Consider the following 18,901-nt stretch of genomic DNA (forward strand, 5'->3'; position numbering starts at 1 on the left):
GCCCACCCGCTGGCGGGTTCCACTGCGAGATCGGCCCGGTGGACACGGGGTGCCCGGGTGGACCCGCTGAGGTTTGCCGCGGGGTGAGCAGTCCGTCCGGCGACTCCGGCGGGACGTGCCGCTCAGTGGGCGGTGAGGCCGCCGTCGACCACGAGCTCCGTGCCCGTGACGAACGAGGATTCGTCGCCGGCCAGGAAGAGCATCGCGGCGGCGATTTCGCCCGGGTGGCCCGCCCGGCGCATCGGGGTGCGCACGATGTCGGGCTGCTGGTCGCCTTCCTCGTCGAGGATGTCCTGGATCATCGGGGTGGCGATGACGCCGGGATGCACCGAGTTGACCCGGATGCCCTGCGTCGCGTATTCGACGGCCGCAGTCTTGCTCAGCAGCCGCACCGCTCCCTTCGACGCCTGGTACGCGGCGGCGGCCCCGCTGCCGACCAGCCCGAGGACCGACGACGTGTTGATGATCGAGGCGCGGCCCGAAGCGCGCAGCAGGGGCATGGCGGCCTTCATGCCGAGCCAGGTGCCGGTCTGGTTCACCGCGATCACCCGGTCCCAGCTCTCCTGCGTGGTGCCCTCGACACCCGGCCAGTCCACGATGCCGGCGACGTTGACCAGCACGTCCAGGCGACCGAAGCGCTGTCGAGTCCGCTCGATGACCTCGTGCCAGCTCTCGGCCGACGACACGTCCAGGCGGGCCGTGAACACCTCGGCACCGGTGGCCGCCAGCCGTGCGGCGAGTTCGCGCAGCGCGTCCTCGGCGAGGTCGGTGACGATCAGGTCGGCGCCTTCGCGGGCGAACAGCTCCGCGGTGGCCGATCCGATGCCGCCGGTCGCGCCGGTGATCAGCGCGATCTTGCCGGTCAGCCGTCCGGTCATGGGGTTCTCCTCGTTGCTCAGCGGGGTCATGGCGTAGTGGGGGTCAAGCCGCGGTGTAACCGCCGTCGGCGGCGACGACCGCGCCGGTGATGAAGCTCGCGCGGGGCGAGGCCAGGAAGCCGATCACCTCGGCGATCTCCCCGGGTTGCGCGACGCGGCCCAGGGGGTGGGCACCGCCGAAGGAGCGCAGGTACGCGCGGCTGTCGTCGCGGAAGTTGTCGAGCATGTCCGTCTCGATCACCCCGGGGGCGACGACATTGGCCCGGATCCCGTGCGGACCGCCCTCCAGCGCGAGCACCTTGGTCAGCTGCGCCAGCGCCCCCTTCGACGCGCTGTAGGCCGCGGCCTCCGGCAGCCCGACCGTGCAGGCGAACGAGCCGACCGTGACGATCGCGCCGCCGCGTTCCCGCATGACGCGGAAAGCCTCGCGGGAGTGCAGGAACGCCGCTCGGGCGTTGATGGACATCAGCTCGTCCCAGTCGGACGCGGTGGTCTCGGTGATCGGCTTGTTCACCGAGCGGCCGGCGTTGCTGACCAGGATGTCCAGTCCGCCGAACCGGTCGAGCGCCGCGGCCACCGACCGCACCGCGGTCTCCTCCTGCGACACGTCGCCGATCAAGGTCGACACCCCGTCGAAGCGGGTGGCCAGATCCGCCACCCCGGGGCGGACGTCGGTGGCCAGCACGCGCGCACCCCGGGCGTGCAGCCAGGCGACGGTGGCCTCCCCGACCCCGCGAGCGGCGCCGGTGACCAGCGCGACCTTCCCGTCCAGCTCACTCATGACCGCACCGTCCGGCTGCGATGCTTCCGGTGAAGGTGTCCCGGTTCCGAAGATCTCTCATGAACCCCACCGTCGACGACCGGCGAGGAGCGCGGCAGGACGCAAGGTGACCGGGTGCGCCGCACCCAGGCAACCGGCCCGGAGGCGAACTAGCCTGGGGCGATGGGCGGTAACGAGCTGGGCGAGTTCCTGCGGGCGCGCCGCGCGCAACGGTCCCCGCAAAACGCGGGGCTGCTCTCCTCCGGTCGGCGCAAGGTGGCCGGTCTGCGCCGTGAAGAGGTCGCCGTGCTGGCCGGGGTGAACGCCGACTACTACACCCGTCTGGAGCAGGGCCGCGAGAACCACCCGTCGCCGCAGGTCATCGCGGCACTGGGCCGGGCGCTGGACCTCGACCAGGACGCCCTGGATCACCTGTACCGGCTGGCCGGGGCCGCCCCGGAACACCCGCCCGCGCCGGTGCCGGGGACCGTGAGCGCCGAGCTGCGGCAGCTCATGGACGGCTACCCGCACACCCCCGCCTTCGTGCTCAACCGCACGCTGGACGTGCTGGCCACGAACAAGCTGGCCGACGCGTTGTTCTCACCGTTCCGCCGGGCCGGCAACCTGGCCCGCATGACCTTCCTCGACCCGGCCGGGCGGCACTTCTACGCCCGCTGGAACGCCACGGCGCAGGCCACCGTGGCGAATCTACGGGTGGCCGCGGGCTTCGACCCCCACGATCCGGCCCTGCGGCGGCTGGTCGAGGAACTCAGCGAGGGCAGCGAGCAGTTCCGCAAGCTGTGGGAGAGCCACCAGGTCCGCGGCAAGAGCCGGGAGCCCAAACAGCTCGTGCACCCGGACGTCGGTCCGCTCACGCTCACCTACCAGGCGTTCGACGTGCGCAGCGCCCCCGGCCAGCAGCTGGTGATCTACCACGCCGAACCCGGCACGGCCCACGCCGACGCGCTCGCGCTGCTGGGCAGCCTGCACGCGCCGCCGGGCCGGTCCCGCACCGTGGAGGCCTGAGCCACGACGCTTCGAGCGGCCGTGGTCAGCCCTCAGGCAACGCGTCGTCCGCGAGCGCGCGACGCAGCCGGGCCAGGCCGTACTCGAAGGCGCGGTCGACGTCTCCCCCGAGCCGGAAGGCGCCGGCCAGCTCCATCTGGATGAAACCGGTGGCCCACGCGGTCAGCAGGCGCGCGGCTTCGAGCGAGGTCCCCTCCCCGGCGAGTTCGCGTGACACCTTCAGGATCGGTGCGACCGCGCGGTCCAGGGCCTCCGGCGGCGCCAGCGTGGACAGCATCATCAGCCGGAACCCTTCGGGGTTGTCCTGGGCGAAGCCGCGGTACTCGCGCGCCAGCCCCTCGAACGAGCCGTCGGTCGCTTCGAGCCGGGCGACCAGCTCGTCGATGGCCGCCCCGGCCACGGCGGCCACCAGCGCCGCGCGGTCGCGGACGTGCTTGTACAGCGACGGGGCGCGAACCCCGACGCGTCCGGCGACGCTCTGCATGGTCAGCCGGTCCGGCCCGCCCGACTCCAGGATTTCCCGGCCCGCCGCGACGATCGCGCTCAGTGAAGTCTTCTCAGGAGTTGGCACCGTTCGCCCTTCTTCCGCTGAAACCGGTTAAAGCTATTGACCATAGCCATCATGGCTATGTACCGTAGCTATCGTAGCGAAGACCAGCCCGGGAGGAAAGCCATGAAGCTCGCCCCGCACCTGCACCGCCTCGGCAACGACGTGGTGGCGTGCTATTTGATCGACACCGACGAAGGCATCACGCTGATCGACGCCGGCCTCCCCGGCCACTGGCACGACCTGCAGGAGGAGCTGCGCTCGCTGGGCAAGTCGGCCGATGACATCCGAGGGCTGGTGCTGACCCACGGGGACGCCGACCACCTCGGTTTCGCCGAACGGCTGCGGCGTGAGCACGGGGTGCCGGTCTACATCCACGCCGCCGACGCCGTCCGCGCGCGGACCGGCGAGAAGCCCAAGACCGCGATCGGGCCGATGAAGATCGGCGCCGCACTCGGCTTCTTCTGGTACTCCCTGCGCAAGAACGCGCTGCGCACGCCACACGTGCAGGAGGTGGTCGAGGTCGCCGACGGCGACGTCCTGGACCTTCCCGGCCACCCGGTGATCGTGTCGATGCCGGGCCATTCGCCGGGCAGCGTCGCCGTGCACGTGCCACTCGCCGACGCTGTTTTCGTCGGCGACGCGCTGACCACCCGGCACGTGTTGACCGGGCGCACCGGCCCGCAGCCCGCGCCGTTCACCGACGACCCGGACGAGTCACGCGCCTCCCTCGAACGGCTCGCCCAGCTGCCGGCGTCGTGGGTCCTTCCCGGCCACGGTGCCCCCTCGCACACCTCCGCCGCGCAGGTGGCGGAAGCGGTCCGGCAGGCCGGCGCGTAGGACGGCCGGGTGGTTGGGGTCGCCCATCGGCGGTCGGCCCACGCGCGGCACCGGATCGCGGAAGACTGAGACGACGAGGTCCGCACAGGGCTCCGACGCGTCGTCCTCCGGGGTGAAGACGTAGCCGGTGATCGACGACTCCGGTTCGAGCGGCAGGGTGCGCACGCGGTTCGTGCAGCACCAGCTGCCATCGCAGTGGCTACAGCGACGGCGACAGTGGCCAGCACCACTGCCATGGCCTGGCGGAACTCGGCGCTGCAATCGTGCCCACCTACTCCCAGCACCCGAATGTACTGGCGATTTCGGCGTTGACCATTTAGTCCCTCACCGGCAAGCGGCTGATGCTCGGCATCGGGCCCAGTCGCGCCTCCTTGATCACCGCGTGGTCATGTGATGACGGCAGTGAGCGACGATCCGGACGGTGTCCGCGAGGTGGCGGCCCGCGTTTTCTGCGTCGCTAGTGAGCTGCCCTCGTACTGCGCCATTCTTGGCCACGATGGGTTTCCGGCGTGGCGGACACCGTCGTCACCGGGGACGAGGCAACGGGGATGCGTGAGCTGAGGCGGTACTGGCAGGCCGGGGTGACCGATCTCGCCGTGGCACCGATCGGGTCCCGCGCGGAACGGAAGCGGACCGTGGGCCTGGTGGCTCGGCTGGAACGCTGACCTGGGCGAGTTCGCGGGGGCCGGAATGCGTGCGGGCGCGTGTCCTCGCTGAACCGGGTGGCACCGGTCAGGCGCCCGGCGCGGGGCGGGCGCGCACGTGGAACCGTTCGCCCTGCGGACCGAACAGGGCGAGCACCTCGCACGACTCCGGGCCGGGATTGCCGAACCAGTGCGGAACGTGGGTGTCGAACTCCACCACCTCCCCCGGACGGAGGATGAAGTCGTGTTCGCCGAGGATCAGGCGTAACTGTCCGGAAAGGACATAGGCCCATTCGTACCCGTCGTGCACCCGCAGGTCCGGCTCCTGGTCCGGCCAGTGCGGCGGGAAGATCTGCTTGTATGCGCGCAGGCCGCCGGGACGGCGGGTGAGCGGCAGGATCTTGATGCCGTTGCGCACGACCGGTCGCGGGTGCAGCCGCGGATCGCCGGTCGGCGGCGCGTCGACGAGCTCGTCCAAGGGCACCTGGTGGGCCCGGGCCAGCGGCAGCAGCAGCTCCAGGGTCGGCTTCCGCTGCCCCGACTCCAGCCGCGACAGGGTGCTGACCGAGATCCCGGTGCTCGCCGCGAGCTGGGTCAGCGTCGCGTTGCGCTGCCGACGCAGGCCGCGCAGGCGCGGGCCGATCGTCTGGAGTACCTCGCCGTAGTCGGGCAGTTCGTCGGTCATGCCTCTATTTGCTGGTTCGGCAAACATATTTGTCAAGTCCCGCGCCGGTGCGGATAGTCCGAAGGGAGACGCACAAGGGAGGAACCCAGTGGACGAGAGATACGACGTGGTCGTCGTCGGCGGCGGCGCGGCCGGCCTGAGCGGCGCGGTCGCGCTGTCGCGGGCGCGCCGTTCGGTGCTGGTCATCGACGCCGGCGAGCCGCGGAACGCCCCGGCCGGGCACGTGCACAACTACCTGGCCCGCGAAGGCAGCACGCCGGCCGAGCTGCTGGCGGACGGTCGCGCGGAGGTCACAGGATACGGCGGCCAGGTCGTGAACGGGACCGTCACGACCGCTCGGCGGCGCGAGGACGGCGACTTCGACCTGGACCTGTCCGACGGCCGGTCGGTGCGCGCGCGTCGCCTCCTCGTGGCGACCGGCCTGGTCGACGAGCTGCCGGACCTGCCCGGTGTGGCCGAGCGGTGGGGCCGCGACGTGCTGCACTGCCCCTACTGCCACGGCTGGGAGGTGCGGGACCAGGCCGTCGGCGTGCTCGCGACCGGCCCGATGGCCGCGCACCAGGCGTCGCTGTGGCGGCAGTGGACGGCGGACGTCACGCTGTTCCTCCACACCGCACCGGAGCCCGACGAAGACCAGCTCACGCGGCTGTCCGCGCGCGGGGTGCGCGTCGTGCGGGGCGAGGTCGCCGCGCTGGAGGTGAGCGGGGACGCGCTCACCGGCGTCCGGCTGCGCTCGGGCCAGGTCGTCGCGCGGCAGGCGGTGGTGGTCGCGCCGCGGTTCACCGCGCGGGTGGGGGTGCTCGAGTCCCTCGGCCTCGCGACGGTGGTGCAGGAGATGGGCGGGCAGGTCATCGGCTCGGCCGTACCGTCGGACGCGAACGGCGCCACCACCGTCCCCGGGGTGTGGGTGGCGGGGAACGTGACGGACCTGAGGTCGCAGGTGGTCATCTCCGCGGGTGCCGGGCTGAACGCCGCCGCCGCGCTGAACCTGGACCTGGTGGACGAGGACGTGCGGCGGGCGGTGGACGCGATCGGCCCGTTCACCCCCGAAAACGAACGACGGATCAGCGAGCTGGTGGCCGGTCCGGAAAGGCACGGGGTCTGACGTGACGGAGCGGATGCCGGTCTTCGACCGGGAGTTCTGGGAGGAGCGGTACGGCTCGCAGCCGTCGATCTGGAGCGGGCGGCCCAACCCCCAACTGGTGGCCGAGGCGACGGACCTCTCGCCCGGCCGGGCGCTGGACGCGGGCTGCGGTGAGGGCAGCGACGTGCTGTGGCTCGCCGCCGCCGGCTGGCGAGTGACGGGCGTCGACTTCTCGGCCACGGCGCTGGCGCGCGGAGCGGAACAGGCGAAATCGCTGGGTCTGGACGAGCGGATCTCCTGGGTGCAGGCCGATTTGACGCAATGGGCGCCCGAAGGCCGGTTCGACCTGGTGTCGGCCCAGTTCATGCACCACCCGGAGGCCGAGCGCACGGCGCTGTTCGAGCGGCTGGCGGCGGCGGTCGCCCCGGGCGGGACGCTGCTGATCGTCGGCCACCACCCGTCTGACCTGGAGACCGGCGCGCCCCGGCCGAAGGTTCCCGGCATGTTCTACCCGGCCGAGGAGATCGCCGAGATCCTCGACGACGGGTGGGACCGGGTGGTCACGGACGCGCGGCCCCGGACGGCCACCCTTCCGGACGGGAGCGAAGTGACCATTCACGACGCGGTGCTGGTGGCCCGCCGGCGGGCGTGACGGAGCCGGGCCGGGGGCGGGTGGGGTGTCCGGTGTGGTGTGGGGCGGGGCGCCTGGGCAGCGTCGCCGACGGACGGCGACCGGTTGAGGTGGGTCTCGTTCTGGTGTGAGGCGGAGCGCCCTGGCAGCGTCGCCGACGGACGGCGACCGGCTGGGGTGGGTCCGACGCGGGGTGGGCGGCCAGGGGTGACGGCTGGGCGGCGGGAAGCGCGGCGGGGCCAGCCCCGAGTTGTGGCCGATTTGCGGCGAGGGGTGGGGAGCCGGTGTTTGCGCAGGTCGTAGACGGATGGCTTGGGTCGCGGGGCGGTGGAGGACTGGGTGGAACCGATCGGTTCGGGGCTTCACCGGAAATCGGCTACGACTGGAACGCCCGGTGGGGGGCGGGCGCTTGGCGGGCCGGTTTTGCCGATCGTCGGCTAGATGGTCGGCGGTTGAGAGCGTCGAGAACGACGACGACGGCGAGCGAGTCGAGGGCGGCGAAGCGGCCGAAGGCGGAGAGGGAGTCAAGGGCGGCGAGTGTTATCGAAGGAAGGCGAAGCTACCGACGTTGCCAGCCGGGGCGGGTGGCGCGAGCGGGCGGGCGAGGGGCGAGTGGGGCGGGCGGCGCGAGAGGGAGAGCGGGCGGAGGTGCGAGAGAGACGGCGGTGCGAGAGGGCAGGTGGCGCCGGTTCGCCGCGAGAGGGCGGTGCGAGAGAGGGCGGAGCGAGAGGGCGGGCGGCGCGGAAGAGGGCGCAAGGAGCGAGTGGGCGGGTGGCGCCGCCGGGCGGGCCGGGCGGCGGCGCGTAGGCGATCTTCGGGGAAACGGCTAAGCTCCCGCGGTCGTTCGTGGTTGCGGGGATGGGGGCGGGATGCGCGGGATCGTCGTCGGGCTGGTCGTGGTGGTCGGGGTGGTGGCCGGTGGTGGGGTGGCCACGGCGGCGGAGGTGGTGTCCGTGGGCGGGGCCGTGGGGATTCCCGCTTCGTACTCGGCGGGGGAACTGGCCGGGGAGGGACTGCAGCGGGTTGTCGCCGCAGCGGTGCCTGCGGTGCCGGCCGGGAAGAACACCGCGTTGCGCGTGACGGTGCGGGTGGCGGGGAGCGCGCACCGGGACGTGACGTTCGCGCTGGCCGAGGTCGATCCGGCCATCGGTGGTCATCCGGCGGTGTTCCGGGACGGGCAGCGCGGGGTCGACCTGACCGTGCCGGGTGATCGGAACGGCAGCCGGACCGTGACTGACGTGCGGACGGTCACCGTCGTCGTGTCGGGGGCCGGGGCGTCGGATCGGGCCGTGCGGGTCACGCAGGGGCGGTGGGGCGTCACGCTGCCACCGGAGCTGATCGCCCACCTGCCGCGACGGACGGTGACGGCGAGGTTCGGCTCGGACGCCGGAGCGCAGACCCACACCGAGTCCGGGCCGCCGCTGGCCCTGGTGCTGCTGCTGGCCGGGGTGGTGCCGACGCCGGACAAGCCCGTGGTCGCCGTGGGGTCCGACGGGTACGGCGCCGCCGTGACGCTCGCCGAGGACTACGTCGGCGGGCGGCCACTGCTGCTGTCCACTGTGGAGGACGGGAAGCCGCTCGCGCTGCCGCGGCTGGTGCCGTTGGGTGATCTGAAGGGCGGGCGTTACGTCTCGGGGGTCACCGCGCTCGCGGTCGGCTGAATCGACCGGGGGCCGGTCCGCGACCGGCTGAGCGGCCCCGGCGCGCGCGATCGGCGGAGTCGGGCCGGGGTGGCGGCGAGTGCGATCGGCACCGGCGTGGACGGCTGTCGTCCGGCCGTGGCCGCGAACCGCAGGCGGCCCGGGCACGCGGACCGTGGGCGGCTCGGGCAGGCGGACTGCAGGTAGCCCGGTCAGGCGAACCGCGGGCGGCCCTGGCACGCGGACCGTGGGCGGACCGGGCAGGCGGACCGCGGGTAGCCCGGTCAGGCGAACCGCAGGCGGACCGGGCACGCGGACCGTGGGCGGACCGGGCAGGCGGACCGCGGGTAGCCCGGTCAGGCGAACCGCGGGCGGACCGGGCCAGCGACCGAAGGCCGGACCCCAGGCGAAAAGCACCGGAGTCACCGAAAGCACCGAAAGCACCAGAGGCCCCGGCCCGGCGAAGGCGGCGAAAATCCGCCCTTCCCGCTGATCGGGACCCGGGGCAGCCGAATGGGCTATGGCCGGAAACCGTCATTGGTCTATACCATTTGGTCAAGGTTTCCCGCTCTCCAGGTCCCCGCTGTGGAGGTCTCACCGATGCGACTCCCCTCTCCCCGCAAAACCGCCCTCGCCTTCGGCGGGCTGGTGGCCGTGGCCGCCGGGCTGGCGGCGCCCGCCGCGTCCGCCGGTGCCGCGCCCGCTGCCTCGTCCGTGACCCTCGCGCCCTACGTCGACATGGGGGCCTGGCCGACGCCCGTGCTGTCCACCATGTCCGCCGGCGGCGGATCGAAGAGCTTCACCCTCGGTTTCGTCACCTCCGCCGGGTGCAAGGCCAGCTGGTTCAACGCCTACGACCCGCGCGCGGCCTGGCAGGCCGACGAGATCGGCAAGATCCGGGCGAACGGCGGTGACGTGAAGGTGTCGTTCGGCGGCGCGTCCGGGATCGAGCTGGCCCAGGCCTGCACCAGCGTCCCTTCGCTGGTCACCGAGTACGACGCGGTGGTCAAGGCCTACAACCTCAAGTACATCGACCTGGACATCGAGGGCGCCGCCGTGGCCGATCCGGCGACGATCCAGCGGCGGTCCCAGGCGCTGAAGATCGTGCAGGCCGACAATCCCGGGCTGAAGATCTCGCTCACCCTGCCCGTGCTGCCGAACGGGCTCACCTCGGACGGGCTCAACGTGGTCGGCGCGGCCAAGTCCGCGGGCGTCGACGTGGACCTGGTCAACGTGATGGCCATGGACTACTACCAGGGCGCCGGCGACCAGGGCGCGAAGGCCATTTCCGCCGCCAAGGCCACACAGGCCCAGGTCAAGTCCATCTTCGGGCTGTCGGACGCGGACGCCTGGAAGAAGGTCGGCGTCACCCCGATGATCGGCGTCAACGACTCGCAGAACGAGGTCTTCTACCAGAAGGACGCCACCGCGCTGGTCGGCTTCGCGAAGACCGTGCACCTCGGCCTGCTGTCGTTCTGGGAGTCCGGTCGCGACGCCGCCGCGTGCACCGGCGCGCTCTACAAGTGCACCAACATCCCGCAGCAGCCCTACGAGTTCGCGAAGATCTTCTCCGGTTACCGCGGCTGAACCCCCGGTCCCGGACGTCCACAGTGGAGGTCCGGGACCGCGCCGGGTTCAGGGCAGGTAGTACATCGGGTTCGGCAGCTTGACCGGCTTGTCGGCGTAACCGCCTTCGAGGTCGCTGAACTGGTCCCCGAGGTTCAGCACGATGTGCGCGCCCGTGGCCTGGATGTGCGCGCGGGTACCGGACTTGTACTGCACGGTGTTGCAGGTCAGCCCGCACGGCAGGTAGGCCGGAGCGGTGCCGGCCGGCTTGAAGTACGCGCCGGCCGGGGCCGGGTAGCCCTCGTTCGCCAGGTTCTTCAGCGACTGCGGCCCCTGCGGCGTGCTGCGCCCGGTCAGGAAGTAGACCCCGACCCCGCGCTGCGCCGCCCAGTTCGCCAGCTCCAGCACCGGCTTGTTGGCCACGAAGGTCCCGTTGTCGATCGCCTGCTGCTGCTTGACCGGGTCGAAGCCGAAGTCGTTGTCGGCCTCCCAGCCGTAGGTGACTTCGGAGGTGTCGTCGACGTCGAGCACGATCGCCGGGTTCTTCACCGTGCCGAGCTTCTGCGTCAGGTAGCGCTTGGCGTCCGCGAGCACCCGCTTGGTGTCGGTGACGAAGCGGCTGCTGTCGGAGTAGTGGTGCTTGCCCGAGGCGTCGAGGTAGTCGCCGTAGTAGGCCTTGACGTCGTTCTTCACCTGGCCGATGTTGGCCGGCTCCCGGCCGTGGGCGGCGGTGACGGCGTCCGAGCCGGCCAGCGCGGTGGCACCGCCCGCCACGGTGGCACCGATGGCCGCGGCGGCGGCGAGCTTGACGAGACCAGGGAAACGGGACACGGCGACCCCTCGGTTAGGTATCAGGCGAACCTGGCGAACCTACGCTGCCGCCGCCGCCGATTCCACCCTCTGAAGGAATGCGCTCGGCCCGGCAGACGAACGCGAACGGCGAGCGGCCGATCCGGGTGAGCACCACAGTGGACTCTGCGTGACCGCGTGGTTTCAGCCGGCGACGCAACGCGTCCGGATCCACGTCGAGCCCGCGCACCAGGATCTCCAACCGGCCCACCTCGAGTCGCCGGAGGGTGGAGCGCAGGGCCTTTTCGGTGAACGGGCCGTGCTCCAGCACCCGGAAGGCCCGGCCGGGCGGCGGGGTGTCCCCGGTCAGGTAGGCGATGCGCTCGTCGAGCTGCCACAGCCCGTGGCGCGCCGCGTAGTGCCGCACCAGCCCGGCCCGGACGACGGCGCCGTCCGGGTCGACGATCCACTCCCCCGGCTCCCGGGCGGGGATCTCGTCCGGCTCCGCGTCGGTCAGCGTCCACCGCGCACCGTCCGAACGCAGCACGGTGGCCCGCCGCGAGACCCCTTCGGACAGCCCGCGCCAGAGGCACGCCTCCCGGACCGCTCCGTCCAGGGAGACCAGTTCGACCTCTTCGGCCCACGGCACGATCGAAAAGTCCAGGCCCGGTGCGCACTTGATCGACAGCGGACGTCCGGGGTAGGCGTCCACCAGCCCGTCGAGCGGGGGGCGGAAGTCGGCGGGCTTCCAGGTGCGGCGGCCGGCCGCATCGCGCCGGGCCGGGTCCGCGACCACCACGGCCCCGCGGCTGACCGGCGCGAGCGCGTCGGCCCGCACGATCCCGGGCGCGACCCCGGCGGCGGAAGCGTTGTGCCGCGCCATCTCCAGCCGGACGGCGTCCACATCGGACCCGAGCGTGCGGTGCGCCACCCGGGCCAGCTCCACCAGGTCCGCGCCGACCGAGCAGGTGACGTCGTGCACGTCCCGGCCGGCCAGTCTCGACGCCCGGTGCCGGGCCACCGGCGTCGCGCTCGCCTGCTGGAGCGCGTCTCCGGTAAGCAGCCATTCGTCCGCGTCCGCCAGCTTCGCCGCCGATTTCCGGCGCAGCACCACGGTTTCCAGCACCGCGGCGGCGCGGAGCTCGCCCACCGAGCGCCGCACGGCGCCGACGTCGGCGATCCGGGTGGCGTCGGTCAGCGGCAGCGTGGACGCCGCGAGCAACGCCGCCCGTCCCGCGCCGGAGCGCAGGAAGGCGACGTCCTCGGACGAGAAACCGTAGGCCAATTCAGGACGGCCGCTTGGTCCCGGTGATCATCACGTTGTAGAACAGCTCGCGCGGCAGCACCTTCGAGAGCACGTTCTTGTCCAAAGCGGACAGCCGCAGCCACAGGTGGTAGGCGAACAGGCGCCAGCGCACGGTCAGCTTCTCCGGCGGCACGGCCGCCTCGAACGTCCGGATCGGCCAGCCCGCGAGCGCGGCCGAGAACTCCTCGGTGACCGCGCGCACGTCCTGAGCCCCGGCGCCGCGCGCCATCGACTCCAGCTCCGACGGGTCGAAGGTGTGGATGTCCACCACGGCCTCGAGCGCGGCGGCGCGCGAGGACTCGTCCAGCTCCTCCTGCGGGCGCCGCCAGCCGTTCAGCGCCGGCAGCCTGGTCACGCGGGTGGTCAGGAACCAGGTGAGCTGGCCGAGCTTGCGGGCGTAGAGGTCGCCCACCTTGGTCGGCTCACCCGCGAAGACGAACCGGCCGCCGGGCTTGAGCACCCGCAGCACCTCGGCGAACGCCGCGCGCACGTCCGGGATGTGGTGCAGCACCGCGTGCCCGACCACGAGGTCGAACGTGTCGTCCTCGTACGGGATGCGCTCGGCGTCGGCGACCCGGCCGTCGACGTCGAGGCCGAGGCGCTCGGCGTTGCGCAGCGCGACCTGCACCATGCCGGGCGAGAGGTCGGTGACCGAGCCCTTCTTGGCGACGCCGCCCTGCATCAGGTTCAGCAGGAAGAAGCCGGTGCCGCTGCCCAGCTCCATGGCGTGGCGGTAGGGCTGGCCGTCTTCGCCCGCAACGGCGTCGAACACGTCGGTGGCGTAGGAGATGCAGCGCTCGTCGTAGGAGATCGACCACTTCTCGTCGTAGGTCCCGGCTTCCCAGTCGTGGTACAGGACGTTCGCGAGCTTCGGATCGCCGTAGGCCGCCTGGACCTCTTCGGCGGTGGCGTGCGGGTTCGGAACCGGGTCCGTCACGCTGGTCACTTCCCCTCGAAGGTGGCCTGGCCAGGCCCGTTTTCGATGAACGACTTCATGCCGTTGCGCTGGTCTTCGGTCGCCCAGAGGGCGGTGAAAAGCTGGGTCTCGATCTTCAGGCCGGTGGCCAGGTCGACGTCGAGGCCCGAGTCGATCGCGGTCTTCGCGGCCCGCAGGGCCACTGCGGGCCCCTCGGCGAACTGCGCGGCCCACCGGTGCGCGGCGGCGTAGACGTCGTCCGGGGCCACCACCTCGTCGAGGATGCCCAGCGCCAGCGCCTCCTCGGCCTTCACGAACCGGCCGGTGAAGATCAGGTCCTTGGCCTTGCCCGGACCGATCAGCCGGGTCAGCCGCTGCGTGCCGCCCGCGCCGGGGATGATGCCGAGCTGGATCTCCGGCTGGCCGACCTTGACGTTGTCGCCCGCCACCCGCCGGTCCGCGGTCAGCGCCAGCTCCAGGCCGCCGCCGAGGGCGTAACCGGTGATGGCCGCGACGACCGGCTTCGGGATGTTCGCGATGCGCGCGAGCGAAGCGGTCAGCTCGGCGCCGAACTTGGCGATCTCCGGGTACGTGCGGTCGGCCATCTCCTTGATGTCCGCTCCGCCGGCGAAGGTCTTCTCGCCGCCGTACAGGATCACGGCGCGGACGTCGTCGCGGTCCGAAGCCTCGCGCGCCGCCTCGGCGAGCTCGGCCTGCACCTGGTTGTTCAGCGCGTTGACCGGCGGCCGGTCGAGCCGGATCGTGCCGACCCCGCCCTCGACCTCCAGGCTTACGAACTCTGCCACGCGACTTCCTCCTCGATGACGGACGGCCAGCAGGCTACCGGCCGGTAGGGACCAACCTACCGACGCCGGGCGAAGAACCGCTCGCCCGAGCGCTGCAGGACCAGGTCCTGGTCGAACGTCTTCGACAGGTTCTCGCTGGTGATCACGTCGTCCACCAGCCCGGCGACCACCGCGCGCCCGCCGGAGAGCAGCAGCGCGTGGGTGAAGCCCGGCGGGATCTCCTCCACGTGGTGGGTGACCAGCACCATGGCCGGCGCGTCCGGGTCCAGCGCGAGGTGCGACAGCCGCGCGACCAGGTCCTCACGGCCGCCCAGGTCCAGCCCGGCGGCCGGCTCGTCGAGCAGCAGCAGCTCGGGGTCGGTCATCAGCGAGCGCGCGATCAGCACGCGCTTGCGCTCGCCCTCGGACAAGGTGCCGAAGGTGCGCTCGGCCAGGTGCTCGATGCCGAGCGTGCCCAGCAGCTCGGCGGCGCGGCCGATGTCCATCGCGTCGTAGGCCTCGCGCCAGCGGCCCATCACCGCGTAGCCGGCGCTCACCACCACGTCGCGCACCAGCTCGTCCCCCGGGATGCGCTGGGCGATGGCGGCGGAGGTGAAGCCGATGCGCGGGCGCAGGTCGAAGACGTTGACCCGGCCGATGCGGTCGCCGAGCAGGTCCACGGTGCCGGCGGTCGGGTGCAGTTCGGCGGCGGCCAGCCGCAGGAGGGTGGTCTTGCCGGCGCCGTTCGGGCCGAGCACGACCCACCGCTCGTCCAGCTCGACACTCCAGTCGAGGCCGGCGAGGAGGTCGTTCCCGCTCCGTCGGACGCCGACACCGGCCATCCGCACCACGAGGTCGTCAAGGTCGCTGGGCAGGGTCGGCTCGCTCACGAACCCCATTGTGGCCGCCCTCGCGCCCGCGCCCGCACCCGCCCGGCTTTGTTCGCCCCGCGGACGTCCAGCCGATGGGACGCGAACCCGGCGGACCGCCGGATCGTGGCAGGATCGGGGCATGTCCAGGCCCGCGCCCACCGCCGTCCCCGTCACCCGGGGATCGTTCTGGCGCCGCCGGGCGATCGATCTGCTCCTCGTGGCCTCCGCCGGGTGTAGGCCCGCGCGGCCCGCCCGCTGAACGCCGGGGACGACCGAGGTCCTCGCGGGCCGCGCTGAAGTCACCCCAGCCGTCACTTCCGATCGAGGAGCACCCGCGTTGACCGTGTCCATCACGTCGATCACCCGTCCCGACTTCGAGATCCACCCCCACCTGACCGATCCCCTGCTGCCGTCGCTGCTGCACCCGTCGCGGCTGCTGTGGACGCCGCGCGAGCTGGCCGAGCTGACCCGGACCGTCGCCACCGAGCTGACCGGCGGACTGCGCGGGCTGCTGCGCTTCGACGAGGACCGCCGCTGGTGGGCCCGCCTCGCGCTGACCGACGGCGTCGAGCTGTGGCTGCTGTCGTGGCTGCCCGGCCAGCAGACGAAACCGCACGACCACGGCGGCGCCTCCGGCTCGTTCACCGTGCTGCAGGGCGAGATCGGCGAGGAGTACCGCTACCCCGGCGGCCCGGTCCGCCGCCGCACCCACTCCGCGGGCGAGGGCATCGGCTTCGGCGCCGGACGCGCGCACCAGGTCACCGGCATCGGCGACGCCCCGGCGGCCAGCGTCCACGCCTACTCCCCGCCCCTGGTGGCGACGCGGGACTACCGGAGCCTCGCGGACGTGCCCGCGGAGATCCCGCCGCTCCCGGCCATACTCGGACGGTGAGCGCGATCGACGAACTCCTGGCCGGCGCCCGGTCCACCCTGGACCGGGCGGACCCGCTCCGCGCCCAGCGGCTGCAGTCCGGCGGCGCGCTGGTCGTGGACATCCGGCCGCACGCGAACCGCCTGGCCGAGGGCGAGATCCCCGGCTCGGTGGTGGTCGAGCGGATCCACCTGGAGTGGCGGCTGGCCCCGGACAGCGAGTGGAAACTGCCGGGGGTGACCCCGGAGACGGTCGCGATCGTGGTGTGCAACGAGGGCTACTCGTCCAGCCTGGCCGCCGCCGACCTGCAACGCCTCGGCCTGCCCGGGGCGACCGACCTGGCCGGTGGCTTCCGCGCCTGGGCCGCGGCCGGGCTGCCGGTGGTGCCGGGGGGTTCGCCGGCGGTGCCCTGAGGCTCGGCCGGGGGACGCCTGATCCGGGCCGGGCCGGGCCCGGCCGGGCCGGTCGGGAGGCGGGCTCAGGCCAGCACCACGCGCGCCAGCTCCGCCGGGCTGGCCAGCAGCTCGTGTTTCGGCAGCACCCGCACGGTGTAGCCGACCGAGCCCGCGCGCGGCAACGTCAGAGACGCGGTGAACGCGCCGATGCCGTCTTCCCGCATCGGGACCGTGACGGCCTCGGTGAGCTCGTCGGCGTCGCCGACCTGGCCGACCACTGCCTGGACGTCCACTTCGGACGCGTCCAGACCGGCCAGGTCGATCCGGGCGCGCACGGTGACCTCGGTGCCGACCACCAGCCGCTCGGCGTGCTCGTGGCGCAGCTCCGAATCGAAGATCCGCACCCGCGGCCAGGCGACCTCGAGCTTGGTGCGGTAGTCGGCCAGCGACAGAGCGCCGCGGTAACCGTCGCCGGTCGCCGCGGCGACCATGCGGGCCGCGGGCAGGTAGCCGGAATCCACGTACTCTCGCACCATCCGCGACGCCTGCACGCGCGGTCCCAGCGTCTCCAGCGTGTGCCACACCATCGCCAGCCAGCCGGACGGCACGCCCGCGGCGTCGTTGTCGTAGTACAGCGGGGCGATCTGCTGGCCCAGCAGGTCGTACAGCGCGGCGGCCTCGAGGTCGTCGCGGCGCAGCGGGTCGGTGACCCCGTCGGCGGTCGGGATGGCCCAGCCGTTGCTGCCGTCGTAGGACTCCTCCCACCAGCCGTCGCGGATGGACAGGTTCAGCCCGCCGTTGAGCGCCGACTTCATGCCCGAGGTGCCGCACGCCTCCAGCGGCCGCACGGGGTTGTTCAGCCACACGTCGCAGCCGCGGTAGAGGTAGCGGGCCATGGACATGTCGTAGTCCGGCAGGAAGACGATCCGGTGCCGCACGGCCGGATCGTCGACGAACCGGACGATCTGCTGGATCAGCTGCTTGCCGTTCTCGTCGGCCGGGTGCGACTTGCCGCCGATCACGATCTGGATGGGCCGCCGCTCGTCGAGCAGCAGCGCGCGCAGCCGGTCCGGGTCGCGCAGCATCAGGGTCAGCCGCTTGTACGTCGGCACGCGGCGGGCGAAGCCGACGGTCAGCACGTCCGGGTCGAAGACCCCTTCGGTCCAGCCCAGCTCCAGCGCCGACGCCCCGCGCTGCACCCAAGCCGCGCGCACGCGTCGGCGGACCTCGGCCACCAGCTTCTCCCGCAGCTCGCGGCGCAGGGCCCACAGCTGCTCGTCGGTGACGCCGTCGCGCAACGAGCTGCCCGGCGTCCGGCCCTCGTGGCCGAACTCGTCGTGGTTGCCGCCCAGCAGGGCGCTCAGCTCGCGCGCGACCCAGGTCGGCCCGTGCACGCCGTTGGTGATGGACGAGACCGGCACCTCGTCCTCGTCGAACCCGGGCCACAGCCGGGAGAACATCCGGCGGGTGACGCGGCCGTGCAGCTGTGAGACGCCGTTCGCGCGCTGGGCCAGCCGCAAACCCATGTGCGCCATGTTGAACAGGCCCGGGTTGTCCTCGGCGCCCAGCGCCAGCACGCGCCGCGGGTCGACGGCCGGGACCAGGCGGCCGTCGGTGAAGTAGCGCTGCACCAGGTCCACCGGGAAGCGGTCGATGCCCGCGCTGACCGGGGTGTGCGTGGTGAACACCGTGCCCGCGCGCACGGCGGGCAGCGCCTCGTCGAAGGCCAGCCCCTCGGACTGGATGATCTCGCGCGCCCGCTCCAGGCCGAAGAAACCGGCGTGGCCCTCGTTGGTGTGGAAGACCAGCGGCTGCGGGTGTCCGGTGAGCTCGCAGAACTTCCGGACCGCGCGGAAGCCGCCGATGCCGGCCAGCAGCTCCTGGCGGATGCGGTGGTCGGCGTCGCCGCCGTAGAGCCGGTCGGTGACCGGGCGCAGGTCCTCGTCGTTGGCCTCGATGTCGGAGTCGAGCAGCAGCAGCGGGATCCGGCCGACGCGGGCGCGCCAGATCTGCGCGCGCAGCTCGCGCCCGCCGGGCATGGCGACCCCGACCAGCACCGGATCGCCGCCTTCGGTGACCAGCTCCAGCGGGAACGCGTTCGGGTCGATCACCGGGTAGTGCTCGACCTGCCAGCCGTCGAGCGACAGGGCCTGGCGGAAGTAGCCGGACCGGTACAGCAGCCCGGCGCCGATCATCGGCACCCCGAGGTCGGACGCCGCCTTGAGGTGGTCACCGGCCAGCACCCCGAGCCCGCCGGAGTAGTTCGGCAGCGCCTCCGTGACGCCGAACTCCATCGAGAAGTACGCGACGGCGCCGGGCAGTCCCTCGTCGTCGCGCCGCTGGTACCAGCGCGGCTCGGTGAGGTAGCGCTCCAGATCGGCGGCGGCCTCCTGGGTGCGGCGCAGGAAGTCCTCGTCGACGGCCAGCTCGGACAGCCGCTCCGGCGGCAGCGCGGTGAGCATCCGCAGCGGATCGCGGATGGCGTTGAACAGCTCCGCGTCCATCGACGCGAACAGGTCGCGGGTCGGCGGATGCCAGGTCCAGCGAAGATTGGTGGCCAGCGCCCCGAGCCCGGCGAGCGACTCGGGCAGGCTGGCGCGAACGGTGAACCGGCGGACTGCACGCATGAGCAGCGACCATATCGGGCCGCGGCGACGGGCGCGCGG

At 72.6% G+C, this 18,901-nt stretch carries 19 protein-coding genes; 9 read left to right on the forward strand and 10 right to left on the reverse strand.

The window, feature by feature from the left end:
* Positions 1–122 precede the first annotated feature (122 nt).
* Together NYF13_RS33055 and NYF13_RS33060 are read right to left on the reverse strand one after the other, a co-directional pair.
* Positions 123–878, reverse strand: coding sequence for a glucose 1-dehydrogenase (locus NYF13_RS33055; RefSeq protein WP_315661852.1), 756 nt, complete (start codon positions 876–878; stop codon positions 123–125).
* Between the two features lie 43 nt (positions 879–921).
* Positions 922–1,659: an SDR family oxidoreductase gene (locus NYF13_RS33060; protein ID WP_315661853.1), complete on the reverse strand. Its 738-nt coding sequence runs from the start codon at positions 1,657–1,659 to the stop codon at positions 922–924.
* Between the two features lie 162 nt (positions 1,660–1,821).
* Between NYF13_RS33060 and NYF13_RS33065 the strand changes: the two genes are divergently transcribed.
* Positions 1,822–2,664: a helix-turn-helix transcriptional regulator gene (locus tag NYF13_RS33065; RefSeq protein ID WP_315661854.1), complete on the forward strand. Its 843-nt coding sequence runs from the start codon at positions 1,822–1,824 to the stop codon at positions 2,662–2,664.
* A gap of 25 nt (positions 2,665–2,689) precedes the next feature.
* Here the strand turns inward: NYF13_RS33065 and NYF13_RS33070 are convergent, their stop codons facing one another.
* On the reverse strand, positions 2,690–3,235 hold the full coding sequence (locus NYF13_RS33070; protein WP_315661855.1) for a TetR-like C-terminal domain-containing protein: 546 nt from the start codon (positions 3,233–3,235) through the stop codon (positions 2,690–2,692).
* 102 nt (positions 3,236–3,337) lie between these two features.
* On the opposite strand from NYF13_RS33070, the gene NYF13_RS33075 reads away from it, so the two are divergent.
* Complete coding sequence (locus NYF13_RS33075) at positions 3,338–4,051, forward strand: MBL fold metallo-hydrolase (RefSeq protein WP_315661856.1); 714 nt, start codon at positions 3,338–3,340, stop codon at positions 4,049–4,051.
* Positions 4,052–4,560: 509 nt separating this feature from the next.
* Positions 4,561–4,716 (forward strand): hypothetical protein, encoded by a 156-nt coding sequence (locus NYF13_RS33080; RefSeq protein WP_315661857.1) that lies wholly within the window; start codon positions 4,561–4,563, stop codon positions 4,714–4,716.
* Positions 4,717–4,783: 67 nt separating this feature from the next.
* Here NYF13_RS33080 and NYF13_RS33085 read toward each other — a convergent pair whose 3' ends face one another.
* Positions 4,784–5,380: an XRE family transcriptional regulator gene (locus NYF13_RS33085; RefSeq protein WP_315661858.1), complete on the reverse strand. Its 597-nt coding sequence runs from the start codon at positions 5,378–5,380 to the stop codon at positions 4,784–4,786.
* Positions 5,381–5,468: 88 nt separating this feature from the next.
* Here NYF13_RS33085 and NYF13_RS33090 point away from each other — a divergent pair, with 88 nt between their 5' ends.
* From NYF13_RS33090 to NYF13_RS33105, 4 genes are all read left to right on the forward strand, one after another.
* Positions 5,469–6,485: an NAD(P)/FAD-dependent oxidoreductase gene (locus NYF13_RS33090; protein ID WP_315661859.1), complete on the forward strand. Its 1,017-nt coding sequence runs from the start codon at positions 5,469–5,471 to the stop codon at positions 6,483–6,485.
* Position 6,486: 1 nt separating this feature from the next.
* Positions 6,487–7,116: a class I SAM-dependent methyltransferase gene (locus NYF13_RS33095; protein ID WP_315661860.1), complete on the forward strand. Its 630-nt coding sequence runs from the start codon at positions 6,487–6,489 to the stop codon at positions 7,114–7,116.
* A gap of 848 nt (positions 7,117–7,964) precedes the next feature.
* Entirely contained in the window at positions 7,965–8,756 is a 792-nt protein-coding gene (locus NYF13_RS33100) for a hypothetical protein (RefSeq protein ID WP_315661861.1), read from the forward strand.
* A 579-nt stretch (positions 8,757–9,335) separates the two neighbouring features.
* Positions 9,336–10,322: a chitinase gene (locus tag NYF13_RS33105; RefSeq protein WP_315661862.1), complete on the forward strand. Its 987-nt coding sequence runs from the start codon at positions 9,336–9,338 to the stop codon at positions 10,320–10,322.
* 48 nt (positions 10,323–10,370) lie between these two features.
* Here the strand turns inward: NYF13_RS33105 and NYF13_RS33110 are convergent, their stop codons facing one another.
* The 5 genes from NYF13_RS33110 to NYF13_RS33130 are packed head-to-tail and all read right to left on the reverse strand — an operon-like array spanning position 10,371 to position 14,996.
* Positions 10,371–11,132, reverse strand: coding sequence for an HAD family acid phosphatase (locus NYF13_RS33110; RefSeq protein WP_315661863.1), 762 nt, complete (start codon positions 11,130–11,132; stop codon positions 10,371–10,373).
* Positions 11,133–11,145: 13 nt separating this feature from the next.
* Positions 11,146–12,375 (reverse strand): THUMP-like domain-containing protein, encoded by a 1,230-nt coding sequence (locus NYF13_RS33115; protein ID WP_315661864.1) that lies wholly within the window; start codon positions 12,373–12,375, stop codon positions 11,146–11,148.
* Position 12,376: 1 nt separating this feature from the next.
* On the reverse strand, positions 12,377–13,342 hold the full coding sequence (locus NYF13_RS33120; RefSeq protein ID WP_315661865.1) for a class I SAM-dependent methyltransferase: 966 nt from the start codon (positions 13,340–13,342) through the stop codon (positions 12,377–12,379).
* Positions 13,339–14,118, reverse strand: a complete 780-nt coding sequence (locus NYF13_RS33125; protein WP_315661866.1) for an enoyl-CoA hydratase-related protein — start codon at positions 14,116–14,118, stop codon at positions 13,339–13,341. Before NYF13_RS33125 ends, NYF13_RS33120 begins: the two co-directional genes overlap by 4 nt.
* 56 nt (positions 14,119–14,174) lie before the next feature.
* Positions 14,175–14,996: an ABC transporter ATP-binding protein gene (locus NYF13_RS33130; protein WP_396287798.1), complete on the reverse strand. Its 822-nt coding sequence runs from the start codon at positions 14,994–14,996 to the stop codon at positions 14,175–14,177.
* 310 nt (positions 14,997–15,306) lie between these two features.
* Between NYF13_RS33130 and NYF13_RS33135 the strand changes: the two genes are divergently transcribed.
* Entirely contained in the window at positions 15,307–15,861 is a 555-nt protein-coding gene (locus NYF13_RS33135) for a cysteine dioxygenase family protein (RefSeq protein ID WP_315661868.1), read from the forward strand.
* A complete protein-coding gene (locus NYF13_RS33140; protein ID WP_315661869.1) occupies positions 15,858–16,253 on the forward strand; it encodes a rhodanese-like domain-containing protein in 396 nt (131 codons plus the stop codon). The genes NYF13_RS33135 and NYF13_RS33140 overlap by 4 nt, the downstream gene beginning before the upstream one ends.
* 65 nt (positions 16,254–16,318) lie before the next feature.
* On the opposite strand, the gene glgP is transcribed toward NYF13_RS33140, so the two are convergent.
* Positions 16,319–18,862, reverse strand: coding sequence for an alpha-glucan family phosphorylase (glgP, locus tag NYF13_RS33145; RefSeq protein ID WP_315661870.1), 2,544 nt, complete (start codon positions 18,860–18,862; stop codon positions 16,319–16,321).
* Positions 18,863–18,901: the final 39 nt, after the last annotated feature.

It is taken from the genome of Amycolatopsis sp. PS_44_ISF1, assembly GCF_032335455.1.
GTDB lineage: Bacteria > Actinomycetota > Actinomycetes > Mycobacteriales > Pseudonocardiaceae > Amycolatopsis.

What these genes read in the sequence shown, in the direction of transcription:
- NYF13_RS33100 (WP_315661861.1), top strand. Translation starts at nt 7,965, where the DNA reads ATGCGCGGGATCGTCGTCGGGCTGGTCGTGGTGGTCGGGGTGGTGGCC.
- NYF13_RS33060 (WP_315661853.1), bottom strand. Translation starts at nt 1,659, where the DNA reads ATGAGTGAGCTGGACGGGAAGGTCGCGCTGGTCACCGGCGCCGCTCGC.
- NYF13_RS33105 (WP_315661862.1), top strand. Translation starts at nt 9,336, where the DNA reads ATGCGACTCCCCTCTCCCCGCAAAACCGCCCTCGCCTTCGGCGGGCTG.
- NYF13_RS33085 (WP_315661858.1), bottom strand. Translation starts at nt 5,380, where the DNA reads ATGACCGACGAACTGCCCGACTACGGCGAGGTACTCCAGACGATCGGC.
- NYF13_RS33075 (WP_315661856.1), top strand. Translation starts at nt 3,338, where the DNA reads ATGAAGCTCGCCCCGCACCTGCACCGCCTCGGCAACGACGTGGTGGCG.
- NYF13_RS33065 (WP_315661854.1), top strand. Translation starts at nt 1,822, where the DNA reads ATGGGCGGTAACGAGCTGGGCGAGTTCCTGCGGGCGCGCCGCGCGCAA.
- NYF13_RS33055 (WP_315661852.1), bottom strand. Translation starts at nt 878, where the DNA reads ATGACCGGACGGCTGACCGGCAAGATCGCGCTGATCACCGGCGCGACC.
- NYF13_RS33130 (WP_396287798.1), bottom strand. Translation starts at nt 14,996, where the DNA reads ATGGGGTTCGTGAGCGAGCCGACCCTGCCCAGCGACCTTGACGACCTC.
- glgP (WP_315661870.1), bottom strand. Translation starts at nt 18,862, where the DNA reads ATGCGTGCAGTCCGCCGGTTCACCGTTCGCGCCAGCCTGCCCGAGTCG.